General features: G+C 63.7%; 23 protein-coding genes. 17 read left to right on the top strand and 6 right to left on the bottom strand.

Annotated elements, in window-relative coordinates; genetic code table 11:
• Positions 1-43: 43 nt before the first annotated feature.
• Positions 44-913, bottom strand: coding sequence for a MurR/RpiR family transcriptional regulator (locus ABXS05_RS27365; RefSeq protein WP_367626046.1), 870 nt, complete (start codon positions 911-913; stop codon positions 44-46).
• A 211-nt stretch (positions 914-1,124) separates the two neighbouring features.
• On the opposite strand from ABXS05_RS27365, the gene ABXS05_RS27360 reads away from it, so the two are divergent.
• From ABXS05_RS27360 to ABXS05_RS27330, 7 genes are all read left to right on the top strand, one after another.
• Positions 1,125-1,301: a hypothetical protein gene (locus tag ABXS05_RS27360; RefSeq protein WP_156771301.1), complete on the top strand. Its 177-nt coding sequence runs from the start codon at positions 1,125-1,127 to the stop codon at positions 1,299-1,301.
• 112 nt (positions 1,302-1,413) lie between these two features.
• Positions 1,414-2,439, top strand: coding sequence for a SctD/MshK family protein (locus tag ABXS05_RS27355; protein ID WP_367626045.1), 1,026 nt, complete (start codon positions 1,414-1,416; stop codon positions 2,437-2,439).
• Positions 2,436-2,873, top strand: a complete 438-nt coding sequence (locus ABXS05_RS27350; RefSeq protein ID WP_367626044.1) for a hypothetical protein — start codon at positions 2,436-2,438, stop codon at positions 2,871-2,873. Before ABXS05_RS27355 ends, ABXS05_RS27350 begins: the two co-directional genes overlap by 4 nt.
• A gap of 152 nt (positions 2,874-3,025) precedes the next feature.
• Entirely contained in the window at positions 3,026-3,211 is a 186-nt protein-coding gene (locus tag ABXS05_RS27345) for a hypothetical protein (RefSeq protein WP_367626043.1), read from the top strand.
• A complete protein-coding gene (gene sctV, locus ABXS05_RS27340) occupies positions 3,198-5,360 on the top strand; it encodes a type III secretion system export apparatus subunit SctV (RefSeq protein ID WP_367626042.1) in 2,163 nt (720 codons plus the stop codon). Before ABXS05_RS27345 ends, sctV begins: the two co-directional genes overlap by 14 nt.
• 78 nt (positions 5,361-5,438) lie before the next feature.
• Complete coding sequence (locus ABXS05_RS27335; RefSeq protein ID WP_367626041.1) at positions 5,439-6,782, top strand: type II and III secretion system protein family protein; 1,344 nt, start codon at positions 5,439-5,441, stop codon at positions 6,780-6,782.
• Between the two features lie 14 nt (positions 6,783-6,796).
• A complete protein-coding gene (locus tag ABXS05_RS27330) occupies positions 6,797-7,270 on the top strand; it encodes a hypothetical protein (RefSeq protein WP_367626040.1) in 474 nt (157 codons plus the stop codon).
• Between the two features lie 139 nt (positions 7,271-7,409).
• Here the strand turns inward: ABXS05_RS27330 and ABXS05_RS27325 are convergent, their stop codons facing one another.
• Positions 7,410-8,234: a tetratricopeptide repeat protein gene (locus ABXS05_RS27325; protein WP_311943942.1), complete on the bottom strand. Its 825-nt coding sequence runs from the start codon at positions 8,232-8,234 to the stop codon at positions 7,410-7,412.
• Positions 8,235-8,376: 142 nt separating this feature from the next.
• Between ABXS05_RS27325 and ABXS05_RS27320 the strand changes: the two genes are divergently transcribed.
• Positions 8,377-9,420, top strand: a complete 1,044-nt coding sequence (locus ABXS05_RS27320) for an EscU/YscU/HrcU family type III secretion system export apparatus switch protein (protein ID WP_367626039.1) — start codon at positions 8,377-8,379, stop codon at positions 9,418-9,420.
• A 116-nt stretch (positions 9,421-9,536) separates the two neighbouring features.
• Here the strand turns inward: ABXS05_RS27320 and ABXS05_RS27315 are convergent, their stop codons facing one another.
• The gene (locus ABXS05_RS27315; RefSeq protein WP_367626038.1) at positions 9,537-12,665 is read right to left on the bottom strand and encodes a LysM peptidoglycan-binding domain-containing protein; all 3,129 of its coding nucleotides are present in this window, start codon (positions 12,663-12,665) and stop codon (positions 9,537-9,539) included.
• Between the two features lie 308 nt (positions 12,666-12,973).
• Between ABXS05_RS27315 and ABXS05_RS27310 the strand changes: the two genes are divergently transcribed.
• The 7 genes from ABXS05_RS27310 (at position 12,974) to ABXS05_RS27280 (ending at position 22,040) form a co-directional block, all read left to right on the top strand.
• Entirely contained in the window at positions 12,974-15,409 is a 2,436-nt protein-coding gene (locus ABXS05_RS27310; RefSeq protein WP_311943946.1) for an ATP-binding protein, read from the top strand.
• Between the two features lie 4 nt (positions 15,410-15,413).
• Complete coding sequence (locus ABXS05_RS27305) at positions 15,414-15,809, top strand: response regulator (protein ID WP_367626037.1); 396 nt, start codon at positions 15,414-15,416, stop codon at positions 15,807-15,809.
• 86 nt (positions 15,810-15,895) lie between these two features.
• Positions 15,896-17,398, top strand: a complete 1,503-nt coding sequence (locus ABXS05_RS27300) for a hypothetical protein (RefSeq protein ID WP_367626036.1) — start codon at positions 15,896-15,898, stop codon at positions 17,396-17,398.
• 22 nt (positions 17,399-17,420) lie between these two features.
• A complete protein-coding gene (locus ABXS05_RS27295; protein WP_068281395.1) occupies positions 17,421-17,816 on the top strand; it encodes a response regulator transcription factor in 396 nt (131 codons plus the stop codon).
• Between the two features lie 23 nt (positions 17,817-17,839).
• Complete coding sequence (locus tag ABXS05_RS27290) at positions 17,840-19,576, top strand: YaiO family outer membrane beta-barrel protein (RefSeq protein ID WP_367626035.1); 1,737 nt, start codon at positions 17,840-17,842, stop codon at positions 19,574-19,576.
• A gap of 65 nt (positions 19,577-19,641) precedes the next feature.
• A complete protein-coding gene (locus ABXS05_RS27285; RefSeq protein WP_311943953.1) occupies positions 19,642-20,616 on the top strand; it encodes a HEAT repeat domain-containing protein in 975 nt (324 codons plus the stop codon).
• A complete protein-coding gene (locus tag ABXS05_RS27280) occupies positions 20,613-22,040 on the top strand; it encodes a glycosyltransferase family 2 protein (protein ID WP_311943955.1) in 1,428 nt (475 codons plus the stop codon). Before ABXS05_RS27285 ends, ABXS05_RS27280 begins: the two co-directional genes overlap by 4 nt.
• A gap of 15 nt (positions 22,041-22,055) precedes the next feature.
• Here the strand turns inward: ABXS05_RS27280 and ABXS05_RS27275 are convergent, their stop codons facing one another.
• The 3 genes from ABXS05_RS27275 to ABXS05_RS27265 all read right to left on the bottom strand — a co-directional run bounded on the left by ABXS05_RS27275 (position 22,056) and on the right by ABXS05_RS27265 (position 24,428).
• Positions 22,056-22,316 carry an Hpt domain-containing protein gene (locus ABXS05_RS27275; RefSeq protein WP_367626096.1) on the bottom strand — a complete coding sequence of 87 codons (261 nt, stop codon included), beginning with the start codon at positions 22,314-22,316 and terminating at the stop codon, positions 22,056-22,058.
• 106 nt (positions 22,317-22,422) lie between these two features.
• Positions 22,423-22,947, bottom strand: a complete 525-nt coding sequence (locus tag ABXS05_RS27270) for a hypothetical protein (RefSeq protein ID WP_367626034.1) — start codon at positions 22,945-22,947, stop codon at positions 22,423-22,425.
• A gap of 140 nt (positions 22,948-23,087) precedes the next feature.
• Positions 23,088-24,428: an aspartate aminotransferase family protein gene (locus tag ABXS05_RS27265; RefSeq protein WP_367626033.1), complete on the bottom strand. Its 1,341-nt coding sequence runs from the start codon at positions 24,426-24,428 to the stop codon at positions 23,088-23,090.
• Positions 24,429-24,779: 351 nt separating this feature from the next.
• Here ABXS05_RS27265 and ABXS05_RS27260 point away from each other — a divergent pair, with 351 nt between their 5' ends.
• Both ABXS05_RS27260 and ABXS05_RS27255 read left to right on the top strand, forming a co-directional pair.
• On the top strand, positions 24,780-25,649 hold the full coding sequence (locus ABXS05_RS27260; RefSeq protein ID WP_311943960.1) for a DeoR/GlpR family DNA-binding transcription regulator: 870 nt from the start codon (positions 24,780-24,782) through the stop codon (positions 25,647-25,649).
• Between the two features lie 111 nt (positions 25,650-25,760).
• Positions 25,761-26,711 (top strand): helix-turn-helix domain-containing protein, encoded by a 951-nt coding sequence (locus tag ABXS05_RS27255; protein WP_311943962.1) that lies wholly within the window; start codon positions 25,761-25,763, stop codon positions 26,709-26,711.
• Positions 26,712-26,899: the final 188 nt, after the last annotated feature.

Raw genomic sequence — 26,899 nt, 5'->3', positions numbered from 1 at the left:
CACCGGAACGCCTGAGCCGGGTTTCAAAGTGGCTGTGGCGCCCTCATCGCGAGGGCGTCCAGTAGACATCGTATTCGCTGAGATGCTGCTCCACGGCGCGCATCGCTTCCTTGACGTCGACGCCGGACCGTTGAGCGATGAGAGCGATGAGGATCTCCGCCGCCGCGAGGGCCGGGGTGACGCTCCTGAAGAAGGAATGGGATTCGACCGTGACGATGACGCTGGCACGCGCCAGGCGTGCCAAAGGCGACACGCGGCTGTCGGTGATCGCCACGATGGTCACGCCGCGCTTGGCCGCACGGCGCGCCACCTCGACCGTGGCGCGGGCATAGGGCGCCATGCCGACCACCAGCATGACGTCTCCGGGACCGGCATGACGAAGGGCATCGACCTCACCCTTGGCGGCGGCATCGAGCAGCGTGCCACGATCGTCGAACAGCGAGAGCAAGCGGGAAAAGTGAGTCGCGACGACCTGTTCCGACCGCAGTCCCAGGCAATAGACGCGCCGTGCTTCGATCAGGATGTCGGCGACGGCGACATGCTGCATGGCGCTGGTATATTCGCCGAGGCGGGCGACCTGGGCGGCGAGCATGTCAGTGGTCGCGCTGACCGTCGAATAGCCCTGGCCGTCCTCCGCCACGCTCGGTGTCTCCACCGCTTCGGCCGGCTTGGCGGCCGATTTGGCCCCCGGCTCGCGCAGCGCCTGCGCATAGAGGGCCCGCATGTCCTCATAGGCTTCCAGGCCCAGCCAGCGGGCAAGGCGCATCATGGTGGAATGCGAGACACCGGCCCGCTGCGCCTGCTCGCGCATCGATATCAGCGCCACTTCCTGGGGGTGGTCCAGCACGAACCGGGCCGCCAGCTTCAGTTGCGACGGCATGGTCTCGAACCGCTCGACCAGGAGCTGCGTCAACGGACCTTCTCTCATTGCGGCGACCCAAATCTGTTGATGACAAGAGTATGACATGGCCTTCGCCAATGCAACAATTGGAACTTATTAATAGCATGCATTCCAAATGGACTTTCATTCCGAGATTCACTAGCATGCCGGCGACGGCGATCCGAGCGATGCCCTTCGCGGTCTTGTGATCTCGCCGTTCGAAGCGCGATTCAAGGAGTGAACGATGTCCGTGTCTTCCCTAAATCCAAACGCATCCAGCACCCCCAGCGGGGCTGTCGACGATGCGATCGCGAAAATGGAAAAGATGTTCTTGCTGAACCTGAAGCTTCAGGTGGCGACGACTGAAATCGGCGTCAAAAACAAGGCCGCCGACAACATCACCCGCGGCAGCAAGACCTGAATGACGAGCGCCGCCGGCCCCGGCCGGCGGCGCTCGAACCGTATTGTCCGAGCCGTTTTCCGAAGGCGCAGATCGGAAAAGGTGGCCCGACTGGGGATTGGGGACTGGAACGATGCCCACCGGAATGATCGACAAGGCTCAAGGTGAGGCGCATGCCCTGCGTCGGCCCTCGCCACCGCCGGCTGCGGACAAGACCCGATTCGAGCCCGAATCGGCCGTGAATTTCCAGGTGACCGATGGCCTCCACAAGGATGCCAGCCTCGGGTTGGACGAGGCGGAGCATACGATCGGTTCCGGCAGGGATGCCGACATCGTCCTGAGGGATGCGGGGATTGCGCCTCTTCATGCACGCCTGCGCTACCGGGGCGGCCGGGTGGAGATCGAGGCCCTCGGTGGGGCGCTCAGCCTTGCAAAGGGCGAGATCCTGCCCGAGGGCCATGGCCGCCGCTGCCGCCTGCCGCTCGAAGTCGGCATCGGTGAAGCGCGGTTTCGCCTGGAAGCCCGGCGTGGATCGTCAAGGGCCGCACATTTGGGAGGCGGAACCTGGCTCGGGCGCTTGCTTTTCGCGAGCGGTGCCGTGATCGTCACGGTGGTGGGAGCCTCGCTTGCCCTGAACTGGCTGCCGAGCGCCACGGCGTTTTCCTCTCAGCCTCACCGGACCGAAGCATCGCATCCGCTTGCTGACATCACCGAAAAACCTGCCGCACAGCCGGTCGTCGCGAGTTCGACCGATGCGGCTGCTCCGGCGAGCCGTGCTCGTGACGACCTCGCGGGCCGTCTGGCGGCTGCGGGATTCTCCAATCTGACCATCGCCACGGAAAAGGACCGGCTGGTCGTCTCGGGCGCGCTGCCGGCGCAGCAAGGCGAGGCCTGGCGCGACGTCCAGGCGCGCTACGACCAGGCATATGGCGACCGCGTGCCGCTCGTCTCGCGTGTCGAGACGGACAAGCCCGCACAGTCGCCGCCGCTCACGCTGCGGGCGATCTGGTTCGGCGAACGGCCCTATGTCATCGCCAGCGACGGCGCTCGCTATCACGAAGGGGCATTCGTCACCGGCGGCTGGACCATCGAGAAGATCGGCGAAGATGATCTGCGCCTGGCCAAGAACGGCTCGACACTCACCTTGAAATACCGATGACCCGACGGCTGGATGCCATTCGCCTCGATGCACCCCATCTCGGTTCGTCCAGCCAGGAGACGAACGTCAAGGGCTTGCAGGGGCCTCCGGTCAACCGGCGGCGACTGCATTCGATCGAGGCACGCTCCGAAGAGGCCGGCAAGGCGGGTGGGAGCGAGCGTTCGGAAGCCACGCCGCGATCGGCGGGCAGGGCGGCAGGGCCATCGGCCAAGCGCTCCCTCGACGACGAACTGCAGGATCTGGTGATGCCCAAGGGAGCCGGCTCTGCCATTCTGCGCCGTTCGGTACCCATCCTGCACTACTGCATCACCGATCTGGTGCCCCAGTTGGAAGGTGGAGACCAGCTTCGCAGCCTCGCCCGATCGCTGATGGAAGAGGAAATCGAACGTCATCGCGACCTGATGGCGCGGCTGCAGAAGGAAACCGAGAGCTGACCGACCGGCAGGACACCGTAAAGCTGCTGCACCTGCTGGGCTATCTCTATGGTCGCCACGGCCAGGTCAAGCGCGGCACGGCCTATCTCCTGATCGCGGCGCAGCTCGAGCCGGCGAATGCGGAAGTCCTGCAGACCCTGGCCCATCTACTCGTGCTGGGCGGCGAGGCAGGCAAGGCGCTCGCCACGATCGAAAGGCTGGAGGAACTGGAAAGCGCCGACCATCCCGCCCTCGCCTTGCTCAAGGGCAAGGCCTTGCTGGCGGCGGGGCGCCCCGTGGAAGCGCGGCGGTCCTTTCAGGACTTTCTGGCGCAACGAGAGCTGAATGAGCATGCCTGACCGCCTTCTGACGTTCCTTGCCAAGGCCGCCAAGCGCGCCGATCTCGTCATCGCGATCATGATGCTGGTCGCGGTGATCATGATGCTCATCCCGTTGCCGACAGAGCTGGTCGACGTGCTGATCACCATCAACATCGCCATCAGCGTGCTGGTGCTGCTCGCCGCGCTCTACGTCACCCATCCGCTCGATTTCTCGTCCCTGCCATCGGTGATCCTGGTGGCGACGCTGTTTCGCCTCGCCATCACCATCACCACGACCCGCCTCATCCTGCTCCAGGCCGATGCCGGCCAGATCATCACGGCCTTCGGCACCTTCGTGGTCGGCGGCAGTATCGCAGTGGGACTGGTGGTGTTCCTGATCATCACCATCGCGCAGTTCCTGGTCATCGCCAAGGGCGCGGAGCGGGTCGCGGAAGTCGCCGCGCGCTTCACTCTGGATGCTCTGCCGGGCAAGCAGATGAGCATCGACGCCGAATTGCGCAATGGCGACATCGACAAGACGGAGGCGCGCCGGCTCCGGCAACGTCTGGAGCGCGAAAGCCAGCTCTTCGGCGCCATGGACGGTGCCATGAAATTCGTCAAGGGCGACGTCATCGCCGGCATCGTCATCATCCTGGTCAACCTGATCGGTGGTATCGCCGTCGGCACCCTGCAGCACGGCATGTCGGTTGGCGTGGCGGCCTCCACCTATGCCCTGCTGACGGTAGGCGATGGCCTGGTAGCCCAGATCCCGGCGCTGCTGGTGGCGGTGGCTTCGGGCACCATGATCACCCGCGTTTCAGGAGCGGAGGGCGAAGGCGATCTCGGCGGCCAGATCGCCGGGCAGCTGTTGCGCGATTCGCGCACGCTGGGCCTGGCTGCGGTCATCCTGGCCGGTCTCAGCCTCGTGCCTGGCTTCCCCACCATCATCTTCCTGATTCTCGGTGCCATATTGGGTGTTGGCGCCTATGCCCTCCATCGCAATGCCAAGGGGACGAAGGAGGAGGGACAGAGCTCGAACTCCGCGATTGCCTCCGATGTCGCGCGGTCCGGCAAGGCTTCCGGTTCCCTCACGGCCGAGGAAGGGGAGGAGACCCTGCCTTCGAGCCGGATCCTGGTTCGCTACGGCAAGGGCACGCTGCTCGACAGGGCCGTGCTGGACGAGCATGTGGGCGGTATTCGCCAGCGCCTCTACGATGATCTGGGCGTAGAGCTGCCCCGTATCGGGGTCTATGAAGACCCGGCCTTGCGGAGCCAGCACATCCGGATCGACGTGGAGGAGGCGCCGGTCCTGGAGGCGGATCTGCCCGAAGGCCGTATCAAGGTCGAGGGCGATGCCGCCAACCTCGCTCTGCTCGGCCTCGCCTACGAGGAACATCCCGCCGGCCCGCGTGACCAGGCCTTGTGGGTCGACGCCGGTGCGGCACCGGCCTTGGCAGAGGCTGGACTGGTCTCCTCCGAGCCGGGAGAAGTCGTCGGCCAATGGGCCGAGGACGTGTTGAGGCGCTATGCCGGGCACTTCGTCGGCATCCAGGAGACCCGGGCACTGCTTTCCGAAGCCGAGCAGGACTATGGCGAGCTGGTTAGGGAAGCCCGCGAAACGGTGCCGCTGCAGAAGATTGCCGAGGTGCTGCGCCGTCTGGTGGCGGAAAACGTGCCGATCCGCAATCTGCGCATCATTCTGGAAGCCTTGGTGGATGCAGGCGCCCACCAGCAGGATCCGGCCCTGCTTGCCGAGCATGTGCGCGTTGCGCTGAAGAGGCAGATCAGCTTCCGAGCCGCCGACCGCAACCGCGTCATCGCCGCCTATGTCATGCAGCCCTCGGCAGAGGAACTGCTGCGCGCTGGCCAGCAGACGGCGGCGATGGGCGGCTTCCTCGGCCTGCCGGAGGAGCAGGCCCAGTCCATCGTCACGCAGATCGGCCGGGCTCTCCGGGAAACTGCGCCCGATGCCGCGCCGGTCGTCCTGACGGCGGGAGACGTCCGGCGGCACATGCGCACTTTCCTGGCGCAGCACGGCATCGAGCTTGCGGTTCTGTCCTATCAGGAGCTCGCACCGGAATTCAACGTGCAGCCGCTCGCCACCATCACCAGCCTGCAGGGCCAGGGCGCTGCCCGGCCTTCGCTCGCAACCACCCGCCCGGCCAAACAACATGAGGGGGCTGCCTGACACGGGGCAGGCACGGGCGCCATCGGTAGACGACAGGAGAGGAACGGAATGACAAGTCACGGCAGGGCCGGCCTTTGCATGGTCACACATGCAACGGGTCTCGCCCCGGAAATCGGTTGGTCTCTCCTGTATCGGCAACTGGCCGTGCTTGCCGCTTTCGCGCTTCTCCTGCTGGGCCTGGTGCAAGGCGCCCATGCCCAGACCATGACCAGCCTGCCGAGCAAGCCCAGCGTCGACCTCGCCGTGGGGCAGGGGCGGCTGTTCCGCTTCAAGCAGCCGGTCGAATCCGTCCTGGTCGCCGATACCACCATTGCGGATCTGCAGATCGTCTCGCCGCAACTGGTCTATGTCTTCGGGCTGAAGCCGGGCCTGACCAATCTGATCGCCGTGACGGCCGACCAGAAGGTCGAGGCGACCACGGAATTCCGGGTCAGCACCGATCCCCGACCTGCCCAGCGGGCCCAGAAGGTGATGCAGCCGCGCGGGGCGACCAATCTCACGATTTTCGGGGACCGCATCGTCGCCAGCGGCAATGCCGGCAGCGTCGACGAGGCGCTCGATACCGACGATGTCGCGCGTACCTACTCGCAGCCGGATCGGCCGCCGATCAACGACACCACCATCTCCGGCTCTCAGCAGATCAACATCCGCGTGCGCTTTGCGGAGATCTCGCGCTCCGAATTGCTGTCCTTCGGCGTCGATTGGGGCGTCTTCGCCAATTCGGGCAACTTCTCCTTCGGCCTCTTGAAGACCGGCGGTGTGAGCGAGGGCGGCGGCAATCTCGGCATTGGCCTGCGATCCAACGCCGTCAATGTCAGCGCGCTCATCGAGGCGTTGCAGCGCAACGGCATCGTCAAGATCCTGGCCGAGCCGAACCTGACCGCGGTCACCGGCCAGACGGCAAGCTTCCTCGCCGGCGGTGAGATACCCGTACCGATCCCGCAAAGCCGCGATACCGTGACGGTGGAATACAAGTCCTTCGGGGTCTCGCTCAACTTCACCCCGACCCTGCTCCCCAACAATCACATTGCCATTCACGTCAAGCCGGAGGTCAGCTCGATCTCCGATTCCGGCGGTGTCAGCCTGAACGGCTTCAACCTCCCGAGCTTCGTGGTGCGGCGTGCCGATACCACGGTGGAAGTCGCAAGCGGGCAGACCTTCGCGATCGCGGGGCTGTTCCAGCAGAGATTCGCGAAAAGCCTGCAGAAATTCCCGTTCCTGGGTGACGTGCCTGTGCTCGGCACGCTGTTCCAGTCCGAGCGTTTCCAACGCGAGGAAACCGAACTGGTGATCCTGGTGACGCCCTATCTCGTCCAGCCGGTGCGAGGCCATGACCTTGCTACCCCGATCGACCGGCCCGCCCGAAACAAGAAGGCTCGCAAGCCAGCGAATACCGCCGGCATGGGCCTCATCGTGAAATAGGAGGGACGGGAGCGATGCGTGCGAATTTGCTGCGGGCGGGTCTTTGCCGGGGTGTGGCTCTCCTCGGCGTGATGGGACTGGCCGGTTGCTCGGCCGGCCCGACAGCCGATTATTCCCCCGGCTACAGTTATGTGGCGACCAATGCCGGCCATGGTTCGGCCAAGGGCGCGACAGGTTCGGTGCTGGTGCCCGATGCCTGTCTTGGCCCCCCGGCCGATGTCCAGCGTCCGGCCTGGGGCACGGTGGAAGCTGCCATGCCCGATCTCGGAGCCCATCTGCCGCCGGGCTGCGCCAATGCCTATAACCTGCAGCGCATGACCGAAAGGCAGAGGGATCTCGTCGAAGGCCGGCGCATGGGGCCGGCTGCCGGGGTCACGACCGCGCGCGCGGCCCGCAAATATCTGCTGGGAGACAAGGAGGGGGATGCATCCTCATCGGAAAATCTCGGCGGTGCCGGCGGCGGCGCGACGCAGCAGTCCTCCGACTAGGGCCGGATTCGGACCGAGGGAAGGACCGGGCCATCGCCTAAAGCATTTTCCAGGAAATTTGACAGACTTTTCGGCTAAGAAAATGCGTCAGAACAAAGAACTAGAGAAGAATGACAATTCGGAGAAAAGTCGTTTTTTTCTAGCTGGCGCTGGCCCCGCCGTTCATCAGGCCGAGCGCCTCGGCGCGCTCCTTGGGACTGGACTTGGCGCGGATCGAGCGGGTGCGGGCCAGCAGCGCATCGACCTCGCTGCTGGAAAGGCCGACAGGCGGAGCGGAGCGGACCTGGCTGTCCTGGCCCAGCAGGCCGTAGCAGACCACGAGGTTGCGTTTGTGATGCAATTGCGCGTCCGGAGCCGCGGCGACCTGCTGGATGAACGGCATCGCCTTCGGCGCGTCGCCGGCGAGGGACGCGGCGAGCGCCATATTGGCCTTGATGTCGAGGTCCGCGGGCGACAGCGCCAGGGCGCGCGAGAAGGAGGCCTCGGCCGGGCCGGTCTGGCCGGCCACGGTCTGCGCCACGCCAAGCCGATTATAGGCGCTGGATGTGTTGACGATCTGCGCGCCCTCGCCGAGGGCGCGGAGCCCGGCCTCGTTGTCGCCGGTCGCCATCATGGCCGAGCCCAACCCAACCAGGGCCTTGCCATCCTTCGGCGATTTCGCCAGCGCGGTGCGATAGGCGCTTATCGCGCTGGGATAGGAGCCGGCACGGACATAGGCATCGCCGACCTCGACATTGGCCGTCGCGGAGGCGTCCGGCGCTGCAGCTGCCCTTTCGTAGAGGGCGAGCGCAGTTCCTTTGTCACCATGCGACTCGACATCGGCAGCCAGCCGCATCAGGCGGGAGGATTGCGTGTTCGATGCGCTCCCCAGGCCGACAGCGGGCGTGTTGGCAGTATGCGCCGTGGTGCAGGCCGAAAGCACCATCATCGCAAAGACGGGACAAAACGCCGTGCGCAGCCGCATGCCGATCCTCCTGAAAGCCGCCGGATCATATCGCAAGCCTCCTGCCGCGGAAACCATATACGCAGGTCATCCACGAGGAACCTCGCGAACATGCACAATCGCGCAGGAAATAGCGTTATCGCGCATGGTATAGGGCGCTGAGATGTCCCAGGAAAGCGAAGAGAAAAAGCTTCCCGCTTCGGAAAAGAAACTGCGCGATGCACGGCGCAAGGGCCAGGTTTCCAACAGCCGGGACCTTGTTTCAGGCTTCTCGATCTTCGCGGCGCTGGCTTTTCTCTATATTGCCGGGTCCGGCATCATGGATCGCATCAAGCAATTCGCCGAGCTTGTCGCGAGTGCGCAATCGGCTCCCTTCGCCCAGACCGCCAGTGCCCTCATTCATCAGGCCATGCTCACGCTTCTCTATATCGTGGTGCCGCTGGCGGGTGTCGTCGTTGCCGTGACGATTCTGGTCAGCACCATCGCGACGCGCGGGCCGGTGTTTTCCTTCGAACCGCTCAAGCCGCAATTCGAGCATGTCAATCCTGCCAAGGGGTTGAAGCGCATCGCATCCCTGCGCAATGTCGTCGAGTTCGCCAAGAGCCTGATGAAGACGCTGCTGCTAGCGGCCGTCTTCGTCGCCATCATGGCCGCCTGGCTGCAACCGCTCTTCGAGGTTCCAGCCTGCGGCCAGTCCTGCCTCGAGCCGACGCTGCTGGCCATCCTTACGCCCCTGGGGGGGGCGGCGGCGCTCGCCTTCATCGTGGTCGGCCTCGTCGACATGCCGATCCAGCGTGGCCTCTTCCTGCGCGACATGCGCATGACGAAGACCGAATACAAGCGAGAACACAAGGACTTGGAGGGTGACCCTCTGATTCGACAGGAACTTCAGCGCCAGCGTCGTGACACGGCCAGCCGGCCCTATAGGCTCGGCCTTGCCAATGCGGTGCTGGTCATCGCCGGCCCGGAGCGCCTAGTGGGTTTGCGCTATGTACGCGGCGAAACCCCCGTTCCCGTCCTGGTCGGCAAGGGCGAGGGCGCTGCTGTGCCGGGCCTGCGTGTGCAAGCCCGCGAACTCGACCTGGCAATCGTCGAGGATGGAGCCCTGGCCGAAGTCCTGTTCGAGCGCACGGCTCCCGGCGCCTATGTCGAGCCCGACTATTTCCCGGCCATCGTCGCCCATCTGGTCAAGAACGGGCTGGTCTAGAGCAAAGGGCGTTCAGGCTGAAACGCACTTTTGCTCTAACTATTTGTTTTAACGAATCTTCTTGAGCGAGAAGTCTGTCGGCTTTTCTGGAAAACGCTCCAGGACATCGTCGCCGGTCAGGCCACCGGGACGGCGATGCCGAGCGCCGCGAGAGCGACATCGATCTGCGCCACAGAAGCCGGTCCGGCATTGCCCTTGCGAACCTTGGAGGCGGTGTTGTCGATATGCACGGTGACTTCGCCCGAACCATAGTCGTCGGGCGCCGTGAAATCCTCCTGGGCGTTGAAGCGCGAGGGATACGTATAGGTGGAATCGGACGAGGCGGTCTGCGGAAGTTTGGTGGCATCGCCTTTAAGGCCGGCGAGCGTATGGTGCAGATTGCTCACCAGCGTGTCGCGCGCCGCCTTGGGCATGGCGTTGATCCAGTCGATGAAGGCCTGCCGGCTGGTGGGGTCGTTCATCTTGAAGCCCTTGAGTTCGCCATATTGGATGAGGAGAGGCACGGGGCTGTAGCCTTCGCGGCTCTGGTTCCTCAAGGCGGTGGCAGCCTCTTCCGACAGGCCGGCATGCTTGAGGAAGGCAGTCGCGTCGGCGGTCTCGAATTCGTGATTGTCGCGATTGCCCGCCACGACGAACTGGGCGATTACCGCGCCGATGACGACGGCCAGCCCGATCGGTCCGAAGGCGGTGCCGGTGCCGAGCGCGGCCATCACCGTGCCGCCGCCGGCGACCAGGGAGAGGCTGCCCATCGTCGGATCGCCCGCCTTGAAATAGTCGACCGCGTTCCAGACATCGAAGATGGCGCCGACCGCACCGAGAACCTTCACCGCCGGCTTGCTGCTGGATCCGAACACCTCCACCGTCTTGTTGCCGCCCGAGAGAAGGCCAAAGCCGTGCGAGAGCTCGATCGCACGCTGGCTGACGCCGGCGGCATCGATCACCATCTTGAGGCCGCCCTTCCAGGTCGGATTATTGGCAAAGTTGACGCCGGTATTGACCAGGCCCGCCAGGGTAGCGGCAGTGCCGATAATGCGCAGGATCTTGCCCGGCGTCGTGTCGTTCTTGAAGGCCTTGATGCCATTGGTGTCGGTGATGTCGTCCAGCCCTGCATTGAGCTGGCGCATCTTGCGCTCCACTTCGGCGGGCGTGTCACCGGCCTTTGGCAGTGAATCCTCGACCAGCTTGACGGCCTTGTCGAGCTCGCTCTGCTTGACGCCGAGCATCTTGGCCATGCTGCCGTCCTTGAAGGAGACGAGCGCATCGTCGACCTTCTTGAACGTCGCCGGATTGCTTGGGTCGAAATCGGCGAAGCCGGGGATCACGGTGCGCCGGATCAGCTGGGTTGCCGCTTCCTCGACGATCTTGCGGCCGCGGTCCGTCAGGCGCAGCGTGCCTGCCAGCTTGTCGAACTTGGGCAGGCCGAGCAGGGTCGGCTCCTGCGTCAGCGTCATGTTGAGCGCCATCGCGGTCTTGTCGTCGGCGAGCAGTTTGGCGACGGCGTCGTTGGCCTGTTTCTGATACCGGGCGAGCTCGGGCGGCAGATTGCCCAACTGGTCGATCTGGACCAGGAGCTTCTTGCCGTCCTCGCGGATCTGGGCGGCGAGGTCCTGCTCCTTCTGCTGCCATTGCGGGCCCTTGCCCGTCTTGTAGTCGGCGATCGCCTGGGTGAGCTGCTCGGGCGTCATCAGCGGGCCCTTGCTGGCGATCAGATATTGCAGCTCCTTGGTGTGTTCCAGATAGGCATCGACATCCTTGTTCACGGTGCCGGCTGCAAATTGCTGCACATTGGGAATGACGGTTTCGTCGACCGGGTAGCCGAGGGCAAGCGGGTAATCCAGGCGCGAGCCGCTGGCGATGGCCTGGGGGATGGAGTTGATGTCGTAGCTTCCGATCTCGGCGAAGCGCGTGACGATGGTCGATGCGCCTGGTGCGTCGCCTATCTTGTCGATGATCGCCATCAGGTTGGACAGGCCTTCCATGCCGATCAGATCGGTGCCGATCTCGCGCTGACGCGTGGCATTGGCGGCCTCGATGGTGGGCAGGGCGGCCTGCATCAGCTTCACGGCGAGGTCAGGGTCGGCCTTGTCCACCAAGCCGCGCAGATTGTACATCACGGTCGCCGCATCGCCCTGGTCGCTGACCGCCGTCTTGGGATCGTAGTTCTTCAGCTGCTGGGTCGCTTCGTCGGCAGCTGCCTGGATGAGGGTGAGGGCATCCTGCGAATTGGCGATGGCCCGCTTCACCTCGGGTGTCGCCTTGGCGTAGCCCTCCGCTATTTTCTCGAAGGCCTTGCCGGGGCTGCCTGCGGCATTGGCGTCGTCGATGATCTTGCGCGCCGCGGCCTCCACCTGCGGCCCGGCATGGCCGGAGGGGCGCAGGGCGATGCCGAGATCCTTGCCGGCCGCTTCGATGGCGCTCTGCGCCGGGCCGCCATCCGTCCAGTCGCGATCGAACAGGCGCTGCAGCGCGGCCGGCCGCTCGGCTTCCGGCAAGCCGCCCAGATAGGCCTTGGTGTCGGCAGTGAGTTGTTTCTGCTCGGCCGCGAAATCATAGTTCGGATCGTCGGAATCGGCGCCCTTGTTGCCGCGTTCATAGAGGCCTTTCGCGAAAGCCTCCTCCGGATCGGTCTCCAGCCCGCGCTCGCGAATGGCCGCTTCGGCGCTGGCCTTGGCCGGGCCGCCATCCGACCAGTCATAGGCAGCGATCCTGAGGGCAGCCGCCTGGCGCTGGGATGGCGGCAGGGCATCGAGATAGGTCCCGATATCGGCCTTGATCGCCGCACCACCGGCCTTCAGCTCCTCCAGGGAGATTCCGTCCTGGTAGCCGAGCTTGTTGCCCTGGCCATAGAGATCGTCGAGGAACGCCTTTTCTCCGGACGGCACGCCGCCGGCACCGGCTGCGGACTTGGCAACCAGCTCGGGCGCGCTTTCAGGGACGATGACGACATCATTGGGATGCAGCACCTCGCCATTGGCGTCGAGATGCCCCTTATTGGCCGCGATAAGGTCCGCAAACTTGACATTGCTCTCGGCCGCGATCTTCCACAGGCTGTCGCCCTGTTCGACGATAACCGTCTTTTCCGTTTTCGGATCGAGCTGCTTGGGCCCGCCGGCATCGGCACGCTCGCGCACGGCCTTGTCGATCTGCGATTCGAAGAATTTCTGCTGCTGCGGGGGGAGCGCGAAGCTCACATTCCGGATCGGATCGAAGCGAAACCGTGCGTTCGGATCTATACGAAAAGACATGCTGCGTTACCCCGCCAGAATCAGTCGTGCCATGGCGACGGCGCATCCGCCGCGAACGGCTGCGCGGCCAGTTTGTGGGCAGCACTATGGCCGGGGGTGGATGATGGTTTGATGACACGCCGGGACCATCCGGCGCGGGCCTGGTGGATTCCGCGAGGCGAAGGCGGACACGTCAGATCCTGGACTGGCCCATTGGGAAAGGCTGGACTATCGTCGCATCTCACTTGTGATATCGGTGAGTTGATTGCCGGAAGATTTCCATCTGCGATGGTCGACGGCGAATAGTCCGATCAAGATTTGGGGCCGGTATGGGTACGATCTGGCAATCACTCCTGGCAAACCTTGCACTCGTCTCGATATTTCTGGTGGGATGGGACATCATTTCGGATCTCGCCAGGCGGACGTCCAGGAAAGTTCAGGATCTCCTCCTGGGTGCGGTGATGGCGGGCGGGGCCATAATATCCATGCTGTTGGCCATGCCGATCGCCTCCGGCTTCATCGTCGATCTGCGGTCCGCCTTCATCGCTTCCGCCGCCTTTTTCGGAGGATGGAGAGCGGCTGCCATTGCCACCCTGTGCGCGATCGCCTTCCGGCTCTATCTCGGCGGCGCAGGGGCATGGCCGGGTGTGACAGGCATCCTGATCTCGGCAGCCGTCGGGCTGGGCTATCACTACGCCATTGGCGGCCGGCGCCGGAAATCGGTGGATATTCTGGGGTTGGGTGCTGCGGTCGCGGCCGGCAGCGCCATCGGCTTCATGCTGTTTCCATCACATGCGGGTCTCGAGATTTTCAAACAGGCCGGTTTGCCGCTGTTGTCGTTCGTCTTCGTCAGCCAGATCATCATTGGCGTCCTGCTCGACAGGCAATGGCGTCGACGCGAACTGGCGGAAGCCAATTTGATCTTCAGTGCGATGGTGCGAGAGCTGCCGGATTGCCTCAATGTGAAGGATAGTCAGGGCCGTTTCATCGCCGCCAATCCCGCAACGGCCAGATTCATGCGGGCCGGTTCGGTGGATGCCCTGATCGGCAAGACGGATTTCGATTTCTTTCCCACGGATCTGGCGGAGAAGTTTCGACAGGACGAAGTGTCGACCCTGGAGCGTGGCGAGACGGTGCGGATCGATCAGCCGGCCGTGTTTCCGGACGAGCGGAAGGGCTGGATAGCGACATTGAAAGCGCCGTTCCGTGACGAGGCCGGGCGGATCGTCGGCATCATCACCTATAATCGCGACGTGACCGAGCAAAGGCGTGCGGCCCAGCTCAAGAACGAATTCATCTCCACCGTCAGCCATGAATTGCGGACGCCGCTGACCTCGATCCGCGGCTCTCTCGGCCTCATCGCCGCCGGTGTCACGGGCGCACTGCCTCCAAAGGCCGCCAATCTCGTCAAGATCGCCCACACCAACAGCGAGCGGCTGGTTCATCTCATCAACGATATCCTCGACATGGAAAAGATCGAGTCGGGCAAGATGGTGTTCCAGGTCACCAGGACGGCGCTGCGCCCGGTTCTGGAGCAAGCCATCGCGGGCAGCACCAACTACATGTCCGAAAAGCAGATCCGCATCGCCCTGATGGACGACGCCCCTCGTGCGGAAGCCGTTCTCGATCCGGATCGGCTGCATCAGGTCCTGGCCAATCTCCTGTCGAATGCCATCAAGTTCTCACCCGACGGCGAGACGGTAATCCTCCGATTGCAGCGCCAGCCGGGCAGAAAGCTGCGCATATCGGTGATCGATCGCGGCAGCGGCATTCCGGACACTTTCCAGGATCAGATTTTCGAGAAATTTGCCCAGGCCGATGCCTCGAACACCCGCAGCAAGGGCGGCACCGGCCTTGGCTTGAGCATTGCCAAGACCATTGTCGAAAAGCTCGGCGGCAGCCTCTCTTTCGAAACCGGAGAGGGAACCGGCACGGCCTTTCACGTCGATCTCCTGGAAGCGGAACGGCCGCCCAGGCCGGAACCGGCCGTCATCGTGCGCAAGCGGGACAACCGGCTCAGGGTACTGATCTGCGAAGACGAGGCCGACATTTCCGCTGTACTTGCCATGCTTCTCGATGCGGAAAATTTCACCAGTGATGTCGCCCCCGACATCGCCTCGGCCAAGACCCTTCTGCGCACACGCGACTATGTGGCGATGACGCTGGACATCAAGCTGGCCGGGGAATCGGGCATCGAGCTCTTCCGCCATATTCGAGCTTCCGCCACCAATGCCGACATTCCCGTCATCGTGATCTCGGCAGTCGCCGACGAAACCCGGCGCTCCCTCAACGGATCTGCGATCGGGATCGTGGACTGGCTGGAGAAACCCGTCGACCCCGATCGTCTTCATGCCGCGCTCGAAAAGATCGTCACCCGCAAGCTCGATCGCCGACCCAACATCCTGCATGTCGAGGATGACGAGGGTGTCCTGACCGTGATGTCGGAAGGGTTGGGGCCCGATGTCTGCATTTCCTCGGCTCGCTCCTTGGTGCAGGCCCAGGAGGCGATTGCGCTGCAGCGCTTCGATCTGGTCATTCTCGACATCGGGCTGCCGGATGGGTCCGGGCTCGACCTCCTGAAGGATCTGCCGCCCGAGACGCCGGTCATCGTGTTCTCGGCCGTGGAGCTCGACCAAAATCTCGGCGATCGCGTCAGGGCCATCATGACCAAGACCAAGACGTCCGAGCTGGATGTGGCAAGGCTCGTCAAGAACTTGCTGCCGACCTTCGATATTCATATCCATGCGACGACCCCCGGGGAGTGAATCGATGCCGACCAAGATCCTTTATGTCGACGATGAGGATGACATCCGGGAAATTGCCCAGATCTCCCTGGAACTCGAACCGCAATTCGAGGTGCGTTCGTCCGCCTCGGGCAGCAGGGCGCTCGTCGATGCCGCAGAGTGGCAGCCGGATCTGGTTTTGCTGGATGTCATGATGCCGGGCATGGACGGACCGGAAACGCTGCGCCAGCTGGCTGCATCGGCCCGAACGGCTGCAATTCCGGTCGCCTTCGTCACCGCCCGGACCCAAACGCATGAGGTCGTGCGCTATCGTGCCATGGGCGCGATCGGCGTGATCGCAAAACCGTTTGATCCCATGGTGTTGGCGAAGGATGTGAAGAGATTGCTTCAGGAGCGTGGATCAGGCCGGCAGCTTTTGTGAAGGTCTGACTGGTGCGGTTCATTCGGACAGGATGGAAAAATCGGGCTTGTTCGCTAGCCCTGTTCGCTGCCATTGAGATCATGTGCTTGTCTCCGTTCATGTCGGTTGCCTTCGCCTCGGAGGGCAAGGAATGGTCCTTTCCCATGCCAGGTCTTACGGCCACACCCGAAAAGCTCGTCGTCATCGGTGTGAAGGAGAATGGACTTTTCAAGCCGACCGAGGTCGTCCGGCCTGGGCAGGAGGACAGCAAGCGGCCATCACGGCCGGCCTCCTTTCCCTTCGAGGCCAATTTGCTCCCTCTGCTCGATCATCGCGTTTTTGGGGTGGAGGAGCGCGTCCAACTGTCGTCGGATACAGCGGGGGTCGTGATCCGATGCTCCCCGGGGCGTCGACCGGCCGGCGTGGTATTCAGCGCGGCCGGATACCGGCTCCCGCTCGGCATGCGGGGGGCGTTGCGCATCGAGGGGCAAGGTTCGACCGGTTTCGGCCTAGCCCTGACCGCGCCGGGCGAGGATGCGCCCGAGCGCCCCTCCGGCGGCATGCAGGCCCTACCTTCGTCCATCCCTTCGGCAACCTGGCGTAACACCGACGGTGTCCGCAACCTGGTCGTGACCTGCCCGCAGGGCGACGCGACGGTGACGATCTCGGCTTTGCACCTGGTCCCCGATAGTGTCGGAGACCATCGGGGCGTCGGGAGCTGGATCTGGGACCTGCGACCCTGGCTCGCCGATCCCGGCCGGTTGGTGGACGAAGCCCGGCGCGAGGGGGTCGATCGTCTCTATGTGCAATTGCGCATCGAGGGGGGGCAGGTCGAGGACGCTGCCCAGATTGTCCGTTTGATCGAAGTGCTCGCTCGCGCCGATATCGCCGTGCATGCGGTAGAGGGCGATGCGGCAATGGCCACGTCTGCCGGGCGTGCCCATGCACTCGACCGGGCCAGGATATTGCAGCGCTTCAAACAGGCCGCTCCTGGGCTGCGTTCGTTCCAATATGATATCGAGCCCTATCTCCGGCCCGAATATGCCGCCGATCGTGCTGCCGGATGGCGTGAGTGGGCGACGACCGTCAAAGCGCTTTCGCAGGTGTTTGGCGAGCCCATCGAAGTGGTGGTGCCCTTCTGGATGATCGAAGATGCGGCGGGCGAGCAGGCTCTGGAAAGTGTGCGTGGATCGATCGGGTCAATTGCCGTAATGGCCTATCGCACCGACCCTGCAATCGTTGAGCAAATCGCGCAGCCATGGCTGAATTGGCAGGGCGCTGATGCAATTCCGGTTGGCATCGCGCTCGAAAACGGTACAGTTCCTGACGAATATCACAGAACATATGTTCGAGCACGGCGCGGCGAGGTTCTGCTTGATCGCTCAGAAGATGGGGGCGCTGTACGAATACTGACCGAACAGATCTCCGATTCAAAAACTAAACCTGTTTTTTCGCTAAGTCACGAAGTTGAGGTGAATTCATCGCGAATCAGCTTTATGAATGCTCGCCAGACCCTGGCAGAGGCTCGAAGAAGGCTTGAGCGGACATTGTCGGCATGGCCTGGGTTCGGTGGCTTGCTGATCCATGAATTGCTTGGGCCGGGGCAGTGACGGTTGACGTGGGACAGTGCAAGTGAGTGCTGCGAAGACAAAGGTCCTGATCTGCGACGATGACCCCTTGTTGCTGGAGCTCATGGAGTTTCGGCTGCAGGCAAAGGGCTATGACGTCGTCAAGGCGGTCGATGGTGCGGAAGCGCTTTCCCGGGTCGGAGGGGAGCGGCCGGATATCGTCGTACTCGATGCCATGATGCCGAAATCGGACGGATTCGAGGTTCTGGCCCGCATCAAGAACGATCCCGACCTGTCTGCGATTCCGGTTGTGATGCTGACGGCCCGCAAGGGGGAAAAGGACATCGTTTCCGCTCTGGAGAAGGGGGCGGACGACTATCTGGTCAAGCCCTTCATTCCCGAGGAATTACTGGCGCGGCTGGCACGCCTGGTTTCGCGGCGGCAGGGCAGGCGCGGATGAAAGGGCGGGCGGGCGCCGTCGCATTGACGCTTCTTCTGGCGCTCGGGCAGGCTGCTTCGGCCCAGACCTCCGATGAGCTCTATGCTTCCGGCGTCAAGGCCCGTCAGCAGCAGCATTTTGACGAGGCTGCCGATCTGTTCAGACGTGTCTTGGCACAAAAGCCCGACAATACAGATGCCCTCGTGCAATTGGGCTTCGTCGAACTCGGCCGCAACGATCTTGCGGCTGCCCGCGAATCCTTCGCCAAGACGCTTGTCCTCGCGCCTGCCTATGCGGACGCCAAGTTCGGGCTGGCGGAGATCGAGTTCCGCTCCGGGAATTTGGATGCGGCGCTCGGGCTCGTCGAACCGCTCGCGCAGGAGCATCCCGACAATGGCGATTTTGCACAGCTTCTCGCCAATCTCCGCAAGGCGCAGGCAGCGAAGAAGCAGGCGGCGACCGCGAGGCCTGTAAAACCCGGCCCCGCCAAGGCTTCTCTTCCGTCCAAGCCTCACCCATCCAAGCCTCGTCCGGATCCCGTTGCAGCCTTGCTGGAGAAGGGCCGGAAGCTCAGAAATGCAGGGCGCTTTGGCGAGGCCGAGCAGGTCTATCGCGATGCGCTGAGGCATGCGCCGCGCAATACGGACGTGCTGGTGGCGCTCGGCCTGGTCGCGGGCTTCCAGCAGAAGTTCGAGGAGGCAGGCCGTTTTTTCGATGCCGCTCTTCGGATCAGGCCTTCCTTGCTCGACGCCAGGCTCGGCAAGGTGCGGCTCGCTCTCTGGCAAGGCGATGTCGCGCTTGCCAGGACCCGCATCGACTCCGTCCTGGCCGACGCACCCGGCAATTCGGAAGCCCTTGTCCTCGCGGGGCGGATCGCCATGCTCGAAGGCGACCATGCTCGCGCGGCCCGGGTCTACCAACAGGTCCTGGCGCGGGAGCCTCGCAACAGCGAGGCCCTGGTGGGGTTTGGCGATATCAGCCGGGCAGAGGGCGATGACGATGCGGCGCGACAGGCCTATCGCCAGGCATTGGCCATCGAGCCCCATTCCCAGGATATCGCGCAGCGACTGGCCGTGCCGCCGCCTCGCAAATGGCGTTTCGACATCGGCAGCGAGGTCAGCGCCTTGACGGCGGGGCAGGGAAACTGGACGGACAGCATCGTCGGCCTGTCCTACCGCCTGACGCCCAGCACCACCGTTTCGGGCAAGACCCGTCTCGCCACGCGTTTCGGCCAGACGGACCTGCAGGTCGAGGGGCGTATCGATCATGCTTTCTCCTCGCGGTTTTCGGCCTATGCTCTGGTCGCCGCGACACCGAGTGCGGATTTTCTGGCCCGCTATTCCGTCGGCACCGGTGCTTCCTGGCAGGCGGTTTCCCGCACGAACGGCGTCGGCCCGCTGTTTCTCAATGTCGATGCCCGTTATGACGATTTCGCAGACACGCGGGTGACGACGATTTCGCCCTGGATCCAGGGTTATGTCTTTGATGGCCGCCTCGGCCTGTCGGCCCGCTGGGTGCACGCGCGCGATGATGCCGATACCCGCGCCGACGGCTATGTGCTTCGGGCCGATGTCGTGGTGACGCCGCGATTGTCGCTGTTCGCGGGCTATGCCGATGCTCCCGAGATTTCGGACGGCTCCCTGGTGCCAACCCGCTCCGTCTTCGGTGGTGCTGCCTATGACCTTACCGACGACCTGACGCTGAGGGCCAGCTTCGCCCATGAAAGGCGCCGGGCCTTCGATCGCAATACCTTCGGTCTTGGCCTGACCGCCCGGTTCTGATCATGCTCTGGCTGATATGGTCCATTTCGATTGTCCTGAGCGTCTTGTCGCTCCTGGTCATGGGCATGCTGATCCTTCGGCGCCTGCTCAAGCAGCGCCGGAAGGCGGCCGAGGCACAAGCCCGCCAGACCGTGCTCAGGGCATTGATCACCTTCTCCCACGACCGCGACCGTCAGGTCCTGAAGCAAGTGGTCGCCGGCGTTCCGCCACGCGTGGCCCTGGATGCGGGTTTCGAGTTCCTGGCCCTGTTGCGGGGAGACGAGCATGATGCCGTCATCGCACTTTTTGCCGAGTGTGATCTGCCCGCCGAAGCAGGCCGCCAGCTCCGCAAGGGCAATGCCGCCGCGCGCATTCATGCCGCCGAGATGTTGGCCAAGTTCAAGTCGAACGACACGGCAGCCGCGCTGCAGATGGCTTTGGAACGTGACCGCTCTCGGGAGGTGCGTCTTGCGGCTGCGATCGCTCTTTGCGATCTTGACGCGTTGCCTCCACTCGATGCCGTCTTGCGCCAGATCGGCCCGACCGGCCAGCGCTCCCGGCGCCTGGTCGATTTGTTCAGGCGTCTGCCGGCCGATCGTTTCGATGAATTGAAGGCCCATATTGCCCGTCCCGATACCACGACCTTCGTCAAGTCTGCGGCGATCGAGGCCCTGGCCCGGACGGGCGACCATCGGCTCAATGACCTCTTCCAGCAGGCAGCCAAGGAGGCCATTCCCGACGTCGCGGCAGCGGCAGTCCGGGCCCTGGGTTTGCTCGGCCATCCCGATGCCGTCCCCGTTCTTACCGAAGCCATGGCCCATGGCGACTGGAGCGTCCGGGCGGAGGCGGCCGAGGCCGCCGGTCGCCTGGGGCTGCCGGATTTCGTCGCGCCTCTCCTCGTGCTGCTGGACGACGATATCTGGATGGTGAGCTACACGGCTGCAAAAGCCATGCGCGGCATCCCGCCATTGGGCGAGGACAGATTGCGCGAAGTCGCCGCGGGTGAGACCTCCCTTCGCCAGCGCATCGCCTCGCTCGTTCTCGCGGAAGGACCTGCATGATGTCGGACTGGGCTCACTACGCTACGCTAGGAGCGGGCATCCTCGCCTGGCTCATCATTGCCTTGGGCCTGATTCAGACGCTGGTCTATCTGCTGCAGCTCTTGGTGGCCGCTTATGCGCTTTCGCGGCGGCCGCCCGTTACGCGCTCGGCTCTGTTATGGCATCGCTATGCCGATATCGCGCCGCCGATCGCCCTGATCGTGCCTGCCTATAACGAGGAAATGAACATCGTCGAGAGCGTCCATTCGATGCTGGCGCTCGAATATCCCAATTTCGAAGTGGTGGTGGTCAATGACGGCTCCAAGGATCAGACATTGCAGCGTCTGATCGAGGGCTTTCGGCTGGTGAAGTTCCAGCGGCCGCATGAAGACGCCCTCAAGCACAAGCCGATCCGTGGCCTCTACTCCTCGCCCATGAACGAAAGGCTGTTCGTGGTCGACAAGGAGAACGGCGGCAAGGCGGATGCGCAGAATGCCGGCATCAATGTCTGCCGGGCGCCTGTCTTCTGCGTCATCGACGGGGATTCGATCCTGGAGCCGGATGCGCTGATGCGCGCCGTCCAGCCCTTCATCGAGGATCCGGAGCGTGTGATCGCAGTGGGCGGAACCATTCGCATCGCCAACGGTTCGCGCATCGAAAGCGGCCGGGTGCAGGAGGTCAACCTGCCCAGGCGCTGGCTGCCGCTCTTCCAGATCGTCGAATATCTGCGCGCCTTCCTGATGGCGCGGCTGGCCTGGAGCCGCATCAATACCTTGATGCTGGTCTCGGGCGCCTTCGGGGTGTTTCGCCGGGCCGAGGTCGTCGCCGTCGGAGGCTTCACCAAGGGCTCGATGGGCGAGGATCTCGATCTCGTCATCAAGCTTCATCGCCACATGATCGATGCGGGGCGGCCCTATCGCATCCAGTTCATTCCCGAACCGGTATGCTGGACGGAGGCGCCGGAAACGCTTGGCGTTCTCGGCCGCCAGCGTTCACGCTGGCAACGTGGCGCGCTCGAATGCTTCTTTCGCTATCGCTCGATGCTGTTCAGGCCGCGCTATGGCCGCGTGGGCTTCCTCGGCCTCGGCCACATCCTGGTGGTCGACGTGCTCGGGCCGATCGCCGAGGTGCTGGGCTATGTCCTGATCCCGGTGAGCTGGTTCCTCGGCTTCCTGTCCACGCCCTATATGCTGGCCTTTGCCGCGCTGGTCTTCGTCTACGGCGTGTGCGTCAGCGTCGGGTCGCTGGTGCTGGAGGAAATGGAACTGCAGCGCTTCCCGCGAGCGCGTGATCTGGCCATCCTGACCCTGGCTGCCGTGGTCGAGAATTTCGGCTACCGTCAGCTCAACAATTTCTGGCGCATCAAAGGGTGGTGGCAATATCTGCGTTCCGACCAGAACTGGGGCGAGATGACCAGGACGGGTCTGTCGGGGGCACGCAAATAGCGCTTTGCCGCCCCATCATGCCAAGGCTGATTCGAGTTCTGCGATAAGCCGAGCGAGGTGCTGCTGAATGGCGACCTGATCCCTGCCGTCGGGCGCCGTAAGGGCCGTTTCGAGCTCGAATGCGCAGCGGCTCACCTCGGGAAAGCCGAAAGTGCCGCCGGCACCCGACAGCGAATGCGCGATCCTGACGAGATCTGCGTGTTTTTCCGAAGGAACTGCTATTTGGTCGTCGGCAAGCGTCTTCAGGGCAGCGAACTGGCCATGCGCGCGTTCGATAAACCGCAGCCGCAGGCGCGCAATGGGATCTTCAATAATCGAAGCCTCCTGTGTTCGGGACGAAGCGGACCCATCCTACAGCGCCGGGCGGCGCGCAGCACACAATCTATTGGGCGCGAATGCGATCCAAATTCATCTTGTCGTTCCTGTATGTCGCGGCAAGCGACGTGCAGTTTCGTGGCGCAGCCCTCTGCTCACCAGGACGGGCCGGCACCTGTGGTTGCAGGCATTTGTCCAGGCGCCGCTTGGTGTCTGCTGCCTTGCGTTCGGCGGATTTGACATCGTCAGCCTTCATGTCCGCGGCGTTGGACCTGAAGGTAAAGCAGCTCTTTGAAGGGCTGGTATTGCCGGCGTAGTTGCAGTTTCCGAAGGTGAAATAGATACGGCCACCGACATCGACGACTTCGTAACCCCCGACATTGCGTTGATAGGTCACTTTCTGGAATTGCCGCAGTTTGATGCAATCGGAAGGAAGCGGGCGTCCTGACTTGATTTTATCGAGGGAGACGAAAAGCGTGCAGGCCGGCTGGTCGGGATACCGCGTGTATTTCTCGCCGAGCATTTGCGCAGATGCCGATGTTACTGCCGCAAGCGACAACGACAAGATCGCGACGAGAGACGAACTATGCATGACTCGCTCCTACTCAACCGTGGTTGGACAAATGTGATCATCCAGGTGTGGAGTAAGTGAGGCCTGAGGCTGCTTGCGAGGCTTCGCAGCATGGTTTTGCGTCAATACAGCCTGCCAAAGGCGACCGTGAAGTCGCTTTTCTAGCCGCGAATCTGGCCCAGGACCGCATCGCAATGGTCGACGAAGGTGTCGGCGTGCTCCCGGCGGAAGCAGAGGGGCGGGCGGATCTTCAGAGTGTTGCCATAGGCGCCTGCGGCGCCGATCAGGACACCGCGCTCGCGCAGCCCGTTGATCATGGCGCTGGCCGTTTCCGGCGCCGGCGTCTTGCTTTCGCGGTCCGTGACGAATTCCAGGCCGATGAACAGCCCGGCGCCACGCACTTCGCCGATGGCAAGATGGCGGTTGGCGATCTCCCGCAGGCTGTCGCGCAGATAACGGCCGACATCACGGGCATTCTCGATGAGACCCTCTTCCCTGATCACGTCGAGCACGGCGAGGCCCGCGGCCGCGGCCACGGGATTGCCGCCGAAGGTGTTGAAATATTTGTCGCGGGCGTTGAAGGCGGCGAGCAGGTCCGGTCTCAGCGCCATGCCGCCCATGGGGAAGCCGTTGCCCATAGGCTTGCCCATGGTGACGATGTCGGGGACGATGCCGTGGCGCTGGAAGCCCCAGAGCGCATCGCCGGTGCGCCCGAAGCCCGGCTGGACCTCATCGGCGATGAAAAGGCCGCCCTGGGCGTGGACGGCGGCGATGACCGGGGCCAGCAGGCCGGGCGGGTCGGCGTGGACGCCATCGCTCGAGAAGATGGTATCGGCGATCATGCCGGCAAAGCGGATGCCCTTGCTCGCCATCTCCTTGATTGCCGCCATCACGGCGGCGGCCATGACCTCGCCGGGATGTTCATCCGGCTTGCGATAGGAATCGGGCGCCGGGACGGTGCGCACATGCGGTGCGAGCGGGCGGCCGGGGCGCGACGACGGCGAAATGTCGGTCACGGCCGCCGTGTTGCCGTGATAGGCCATCTCGCTGACGATGAAGCCGGTGCCACCGGTCGCCGCCTGGGCGACACGCAGGGCAAGGTCGTTGGCTTCACTCCCGGTACAGGTGAGGACCAGATTGCCGATCGCCTCCGGCAGGGTCGCCAGCAGGCGCTCGGCATAGTCGTCGACGACGGCATTGAGATAGCGCGTATGGATGTTCAACCTGCCGACCTGCTGCCGGATCGCCTCCACCACGCGCGGATGGCAATGCCCGACGGAGGGTACGTTGTTGTAGACGTCGAGATAGCGCCTGCCATCCGCCCCCTGGATCCACACGCCCTCGGCGCTCACCGCCTCGATGGGCTCCCGATAGAACAGCACCGCGCCTTGCCCGAAAGTGCCAAGGCGCCGCTCCACGGCGCGGCGCGTCTGCTCGTCGCTCGGTTTGGCCGCTTGCGGGTCATAGGCGTTGAGGGCGAGGATTTCCTTCTCGATCTGCATGGCAGGGTCCAGGCGGGTTCGGGGGATGGCTGACGGCATCTCCCGGAGGAGACGAGCAACTTTGCAACCACCATCGAGTTGTGTGTGAGGTTCCACAATCTTCAAACACCCTCAGCACAGACTTTGAAGAATATCAGGAGCGAGTGTCATCGCATCTCTCAAACTATGCGAAAAACGACGCCAAATTTATCCGTTTGGTCAATACATGAAACCGGCCGGGTTGGGTGATTGCATGTGGATGTGAGGAAAGTTCCGCATTTTTTGTGGACATTCCACATTTATCGGAACAAGATCATGAGAGAGGACGCCAAGTCCCGTTTCCGGTAGTGACGCCAATTGGTGGGGTTCTCGATGGCAAACGATGCGCCGTCCGCGGAGAAGGAAGACAGATATTCCCGTTCGGTCCAGCCGAACCAGGAACGGGACCGGCTTTCCAAGGAGGTGCGCCAGCAGCGCATTATCGCACAGCTCTCCGCCGCACCGACCTTGCGTGCCTCGGAACTGGCCGCAGCCCTCGGCGTCTCCGGGGAGACGATCCGGCGTGACCTGCTCGAACTGCATGAGCAGGGCCTGATCAATCGCACCTATGGCGGGGCCTCGCGTCCCTTCGCCCATGAACCGTCACGCAGCGACCGCCGCCACGTGATGATCGCCGAGCGCGAGGCGATCGCCGCCGCCGTCTCGGCCATGATCCTGCCCAAGGAAGTGCTGATGCTGGGCGGCGGCACCACGACCTATCACGTCGCCCGCTTCCTGGCTGCCCGCAACCGCGACATCACCGTCATCACCCATGATTTCGCCGCCGCGATGGCGCTCGGCACCAACCCGACCATCCGCGTGCTGTTCTGTGCCGGCCGCCTCCATGCCAGCGAAGGCTATCTGTTGGGGTCGCAGACCATCGCCAGCATCAACGGCTACGAGGCCAACCGCGCCATCGTTGGGGCCACGGGCCTGGGTGCCCGCGGCATCTACGATGCCGACGAGGAGGCCGGTGCCGTCTACGCCGCCATGGTCCAGCGCGCCGCCGAGGCGATCGTGGTGGCCGATCATGCCAAATTCGACCAGCTCGCGGTCGCCATCTGCTCGCGCTGGGATGCGATCGACCGCCTGGTTACCGACAGGCAGCCGCAAGGCTCGCTCGCCGGCGGCCTCAAGGAGGCCGGCACCGAGGTGATCGTGGCCGGTCCACGAAACGAGAATGCCGGGGAGGGCGCACGCTAACCCTTCACGCCAGGTGGCCGCAGAGCCGCTGACGGGCCCGGTCATCACCAGATTGCCGGCCAGCCATAACAAGATCGAACATCATCCAGACAGACGGAACGGGGCCACCTCATGCATCATCCTGCCATCCGCACGCGACCCGCGGCATCACGGCCGATCCATATCGGTCGGCTCACGTTGGAAATCACGCAGGCCGAGGGGGAACGGATCTGTCATTGCGAGCCGGCCAAAGGCGCCAGCGAGGCCTGCTACATGCTCCTGGTCCCCTTGAGCGGCAGGCTGCACTATGCGCAGGCCGGCCGTACGGGCAGTGTCGGGGCGGGGGAATATGTGCTGCTCAGCCAGATGGAATTTCACGAATTCGCTGCCCAGGCCAATACTGCGCTCATGGTCCTGCGCATTCCCGTGCTGGAATTGCGGGGGCGGCTGACATCGGTGGATGATCACATCGGCCGCCGCTTCGGGGCCAATGTGCAGATGACACGCCTCATGGTGGATCTGCTGCGCAGTGTTGCGGAGGTCTTCGTCGATTGCCCGCCGCCCAATCCGGAAGCGCTCGCCACCGAGATCTTCAGTTTCGTGGCACTTGCCATCGGTGCCGAGGATCGCGGTTCGACCGTGGATGTCCGCAATGCGCGCTACCATCTGCGCCGGCGTATCTTCGAGTTCATCGAGAAAAACCTCGGCGACCAGGAACTGACGCCCCGCAAGATCGCTGCCAGCAGCAGGATTTCGCTGAGCTATCTCTACAGCCTGTTCAACGACGACGACACCACGGTGAGCCAGTTCATGCAGCTCAGGCGCCTGCAGCGGGCCTATGAACTGCTCGTGGGCGATCCGGGGGGACGCCTCACCGTTTCGGAGATCGCCTACCAGGTCGGCTTCAAGAACGTCTCGCATTTTTCGCGCAGCTTCAGCCGCCAGTTCAACATGGCGCCGCGCGATGCCCGCCGCACTGCGCAGGAGGCGCCGGAGCTGAAGATGCCGCTGCCGGCGGTGGAGACGCAGGAGCGCCTGCCGCGCCGCGGCTTCACGGCCCATACCCTGCAGGCTTCGCCCTGAGGGCGGGTCGTCGGACCCGCTCAATTGCACCGGCAAGCCCGGCGCTTCCGAGTCTGTTCGGACGCCCTGACTAAAGAACTATGACGAGGTCATGCCCGGTACCGGCACATCAGCCTGATTTCAACGCTCCGTCACGCTACCGCGTCATACCCTCGCCAACGAGACAGTGCCTGGCGCCTTCGTCACGG

This window comes from Labrys neptuniae (assembly GCF_040797145.1).
GTDB classification, from domain to species: Bacteria; Pseudomonadota; Alphaproteobacteria; order Rhizobiales; family Labraceae; genus Labrys; species Labrys neptuniae.
This window is presented reverse-complemented; position numbering and strand designations above follow the sequence as displayed.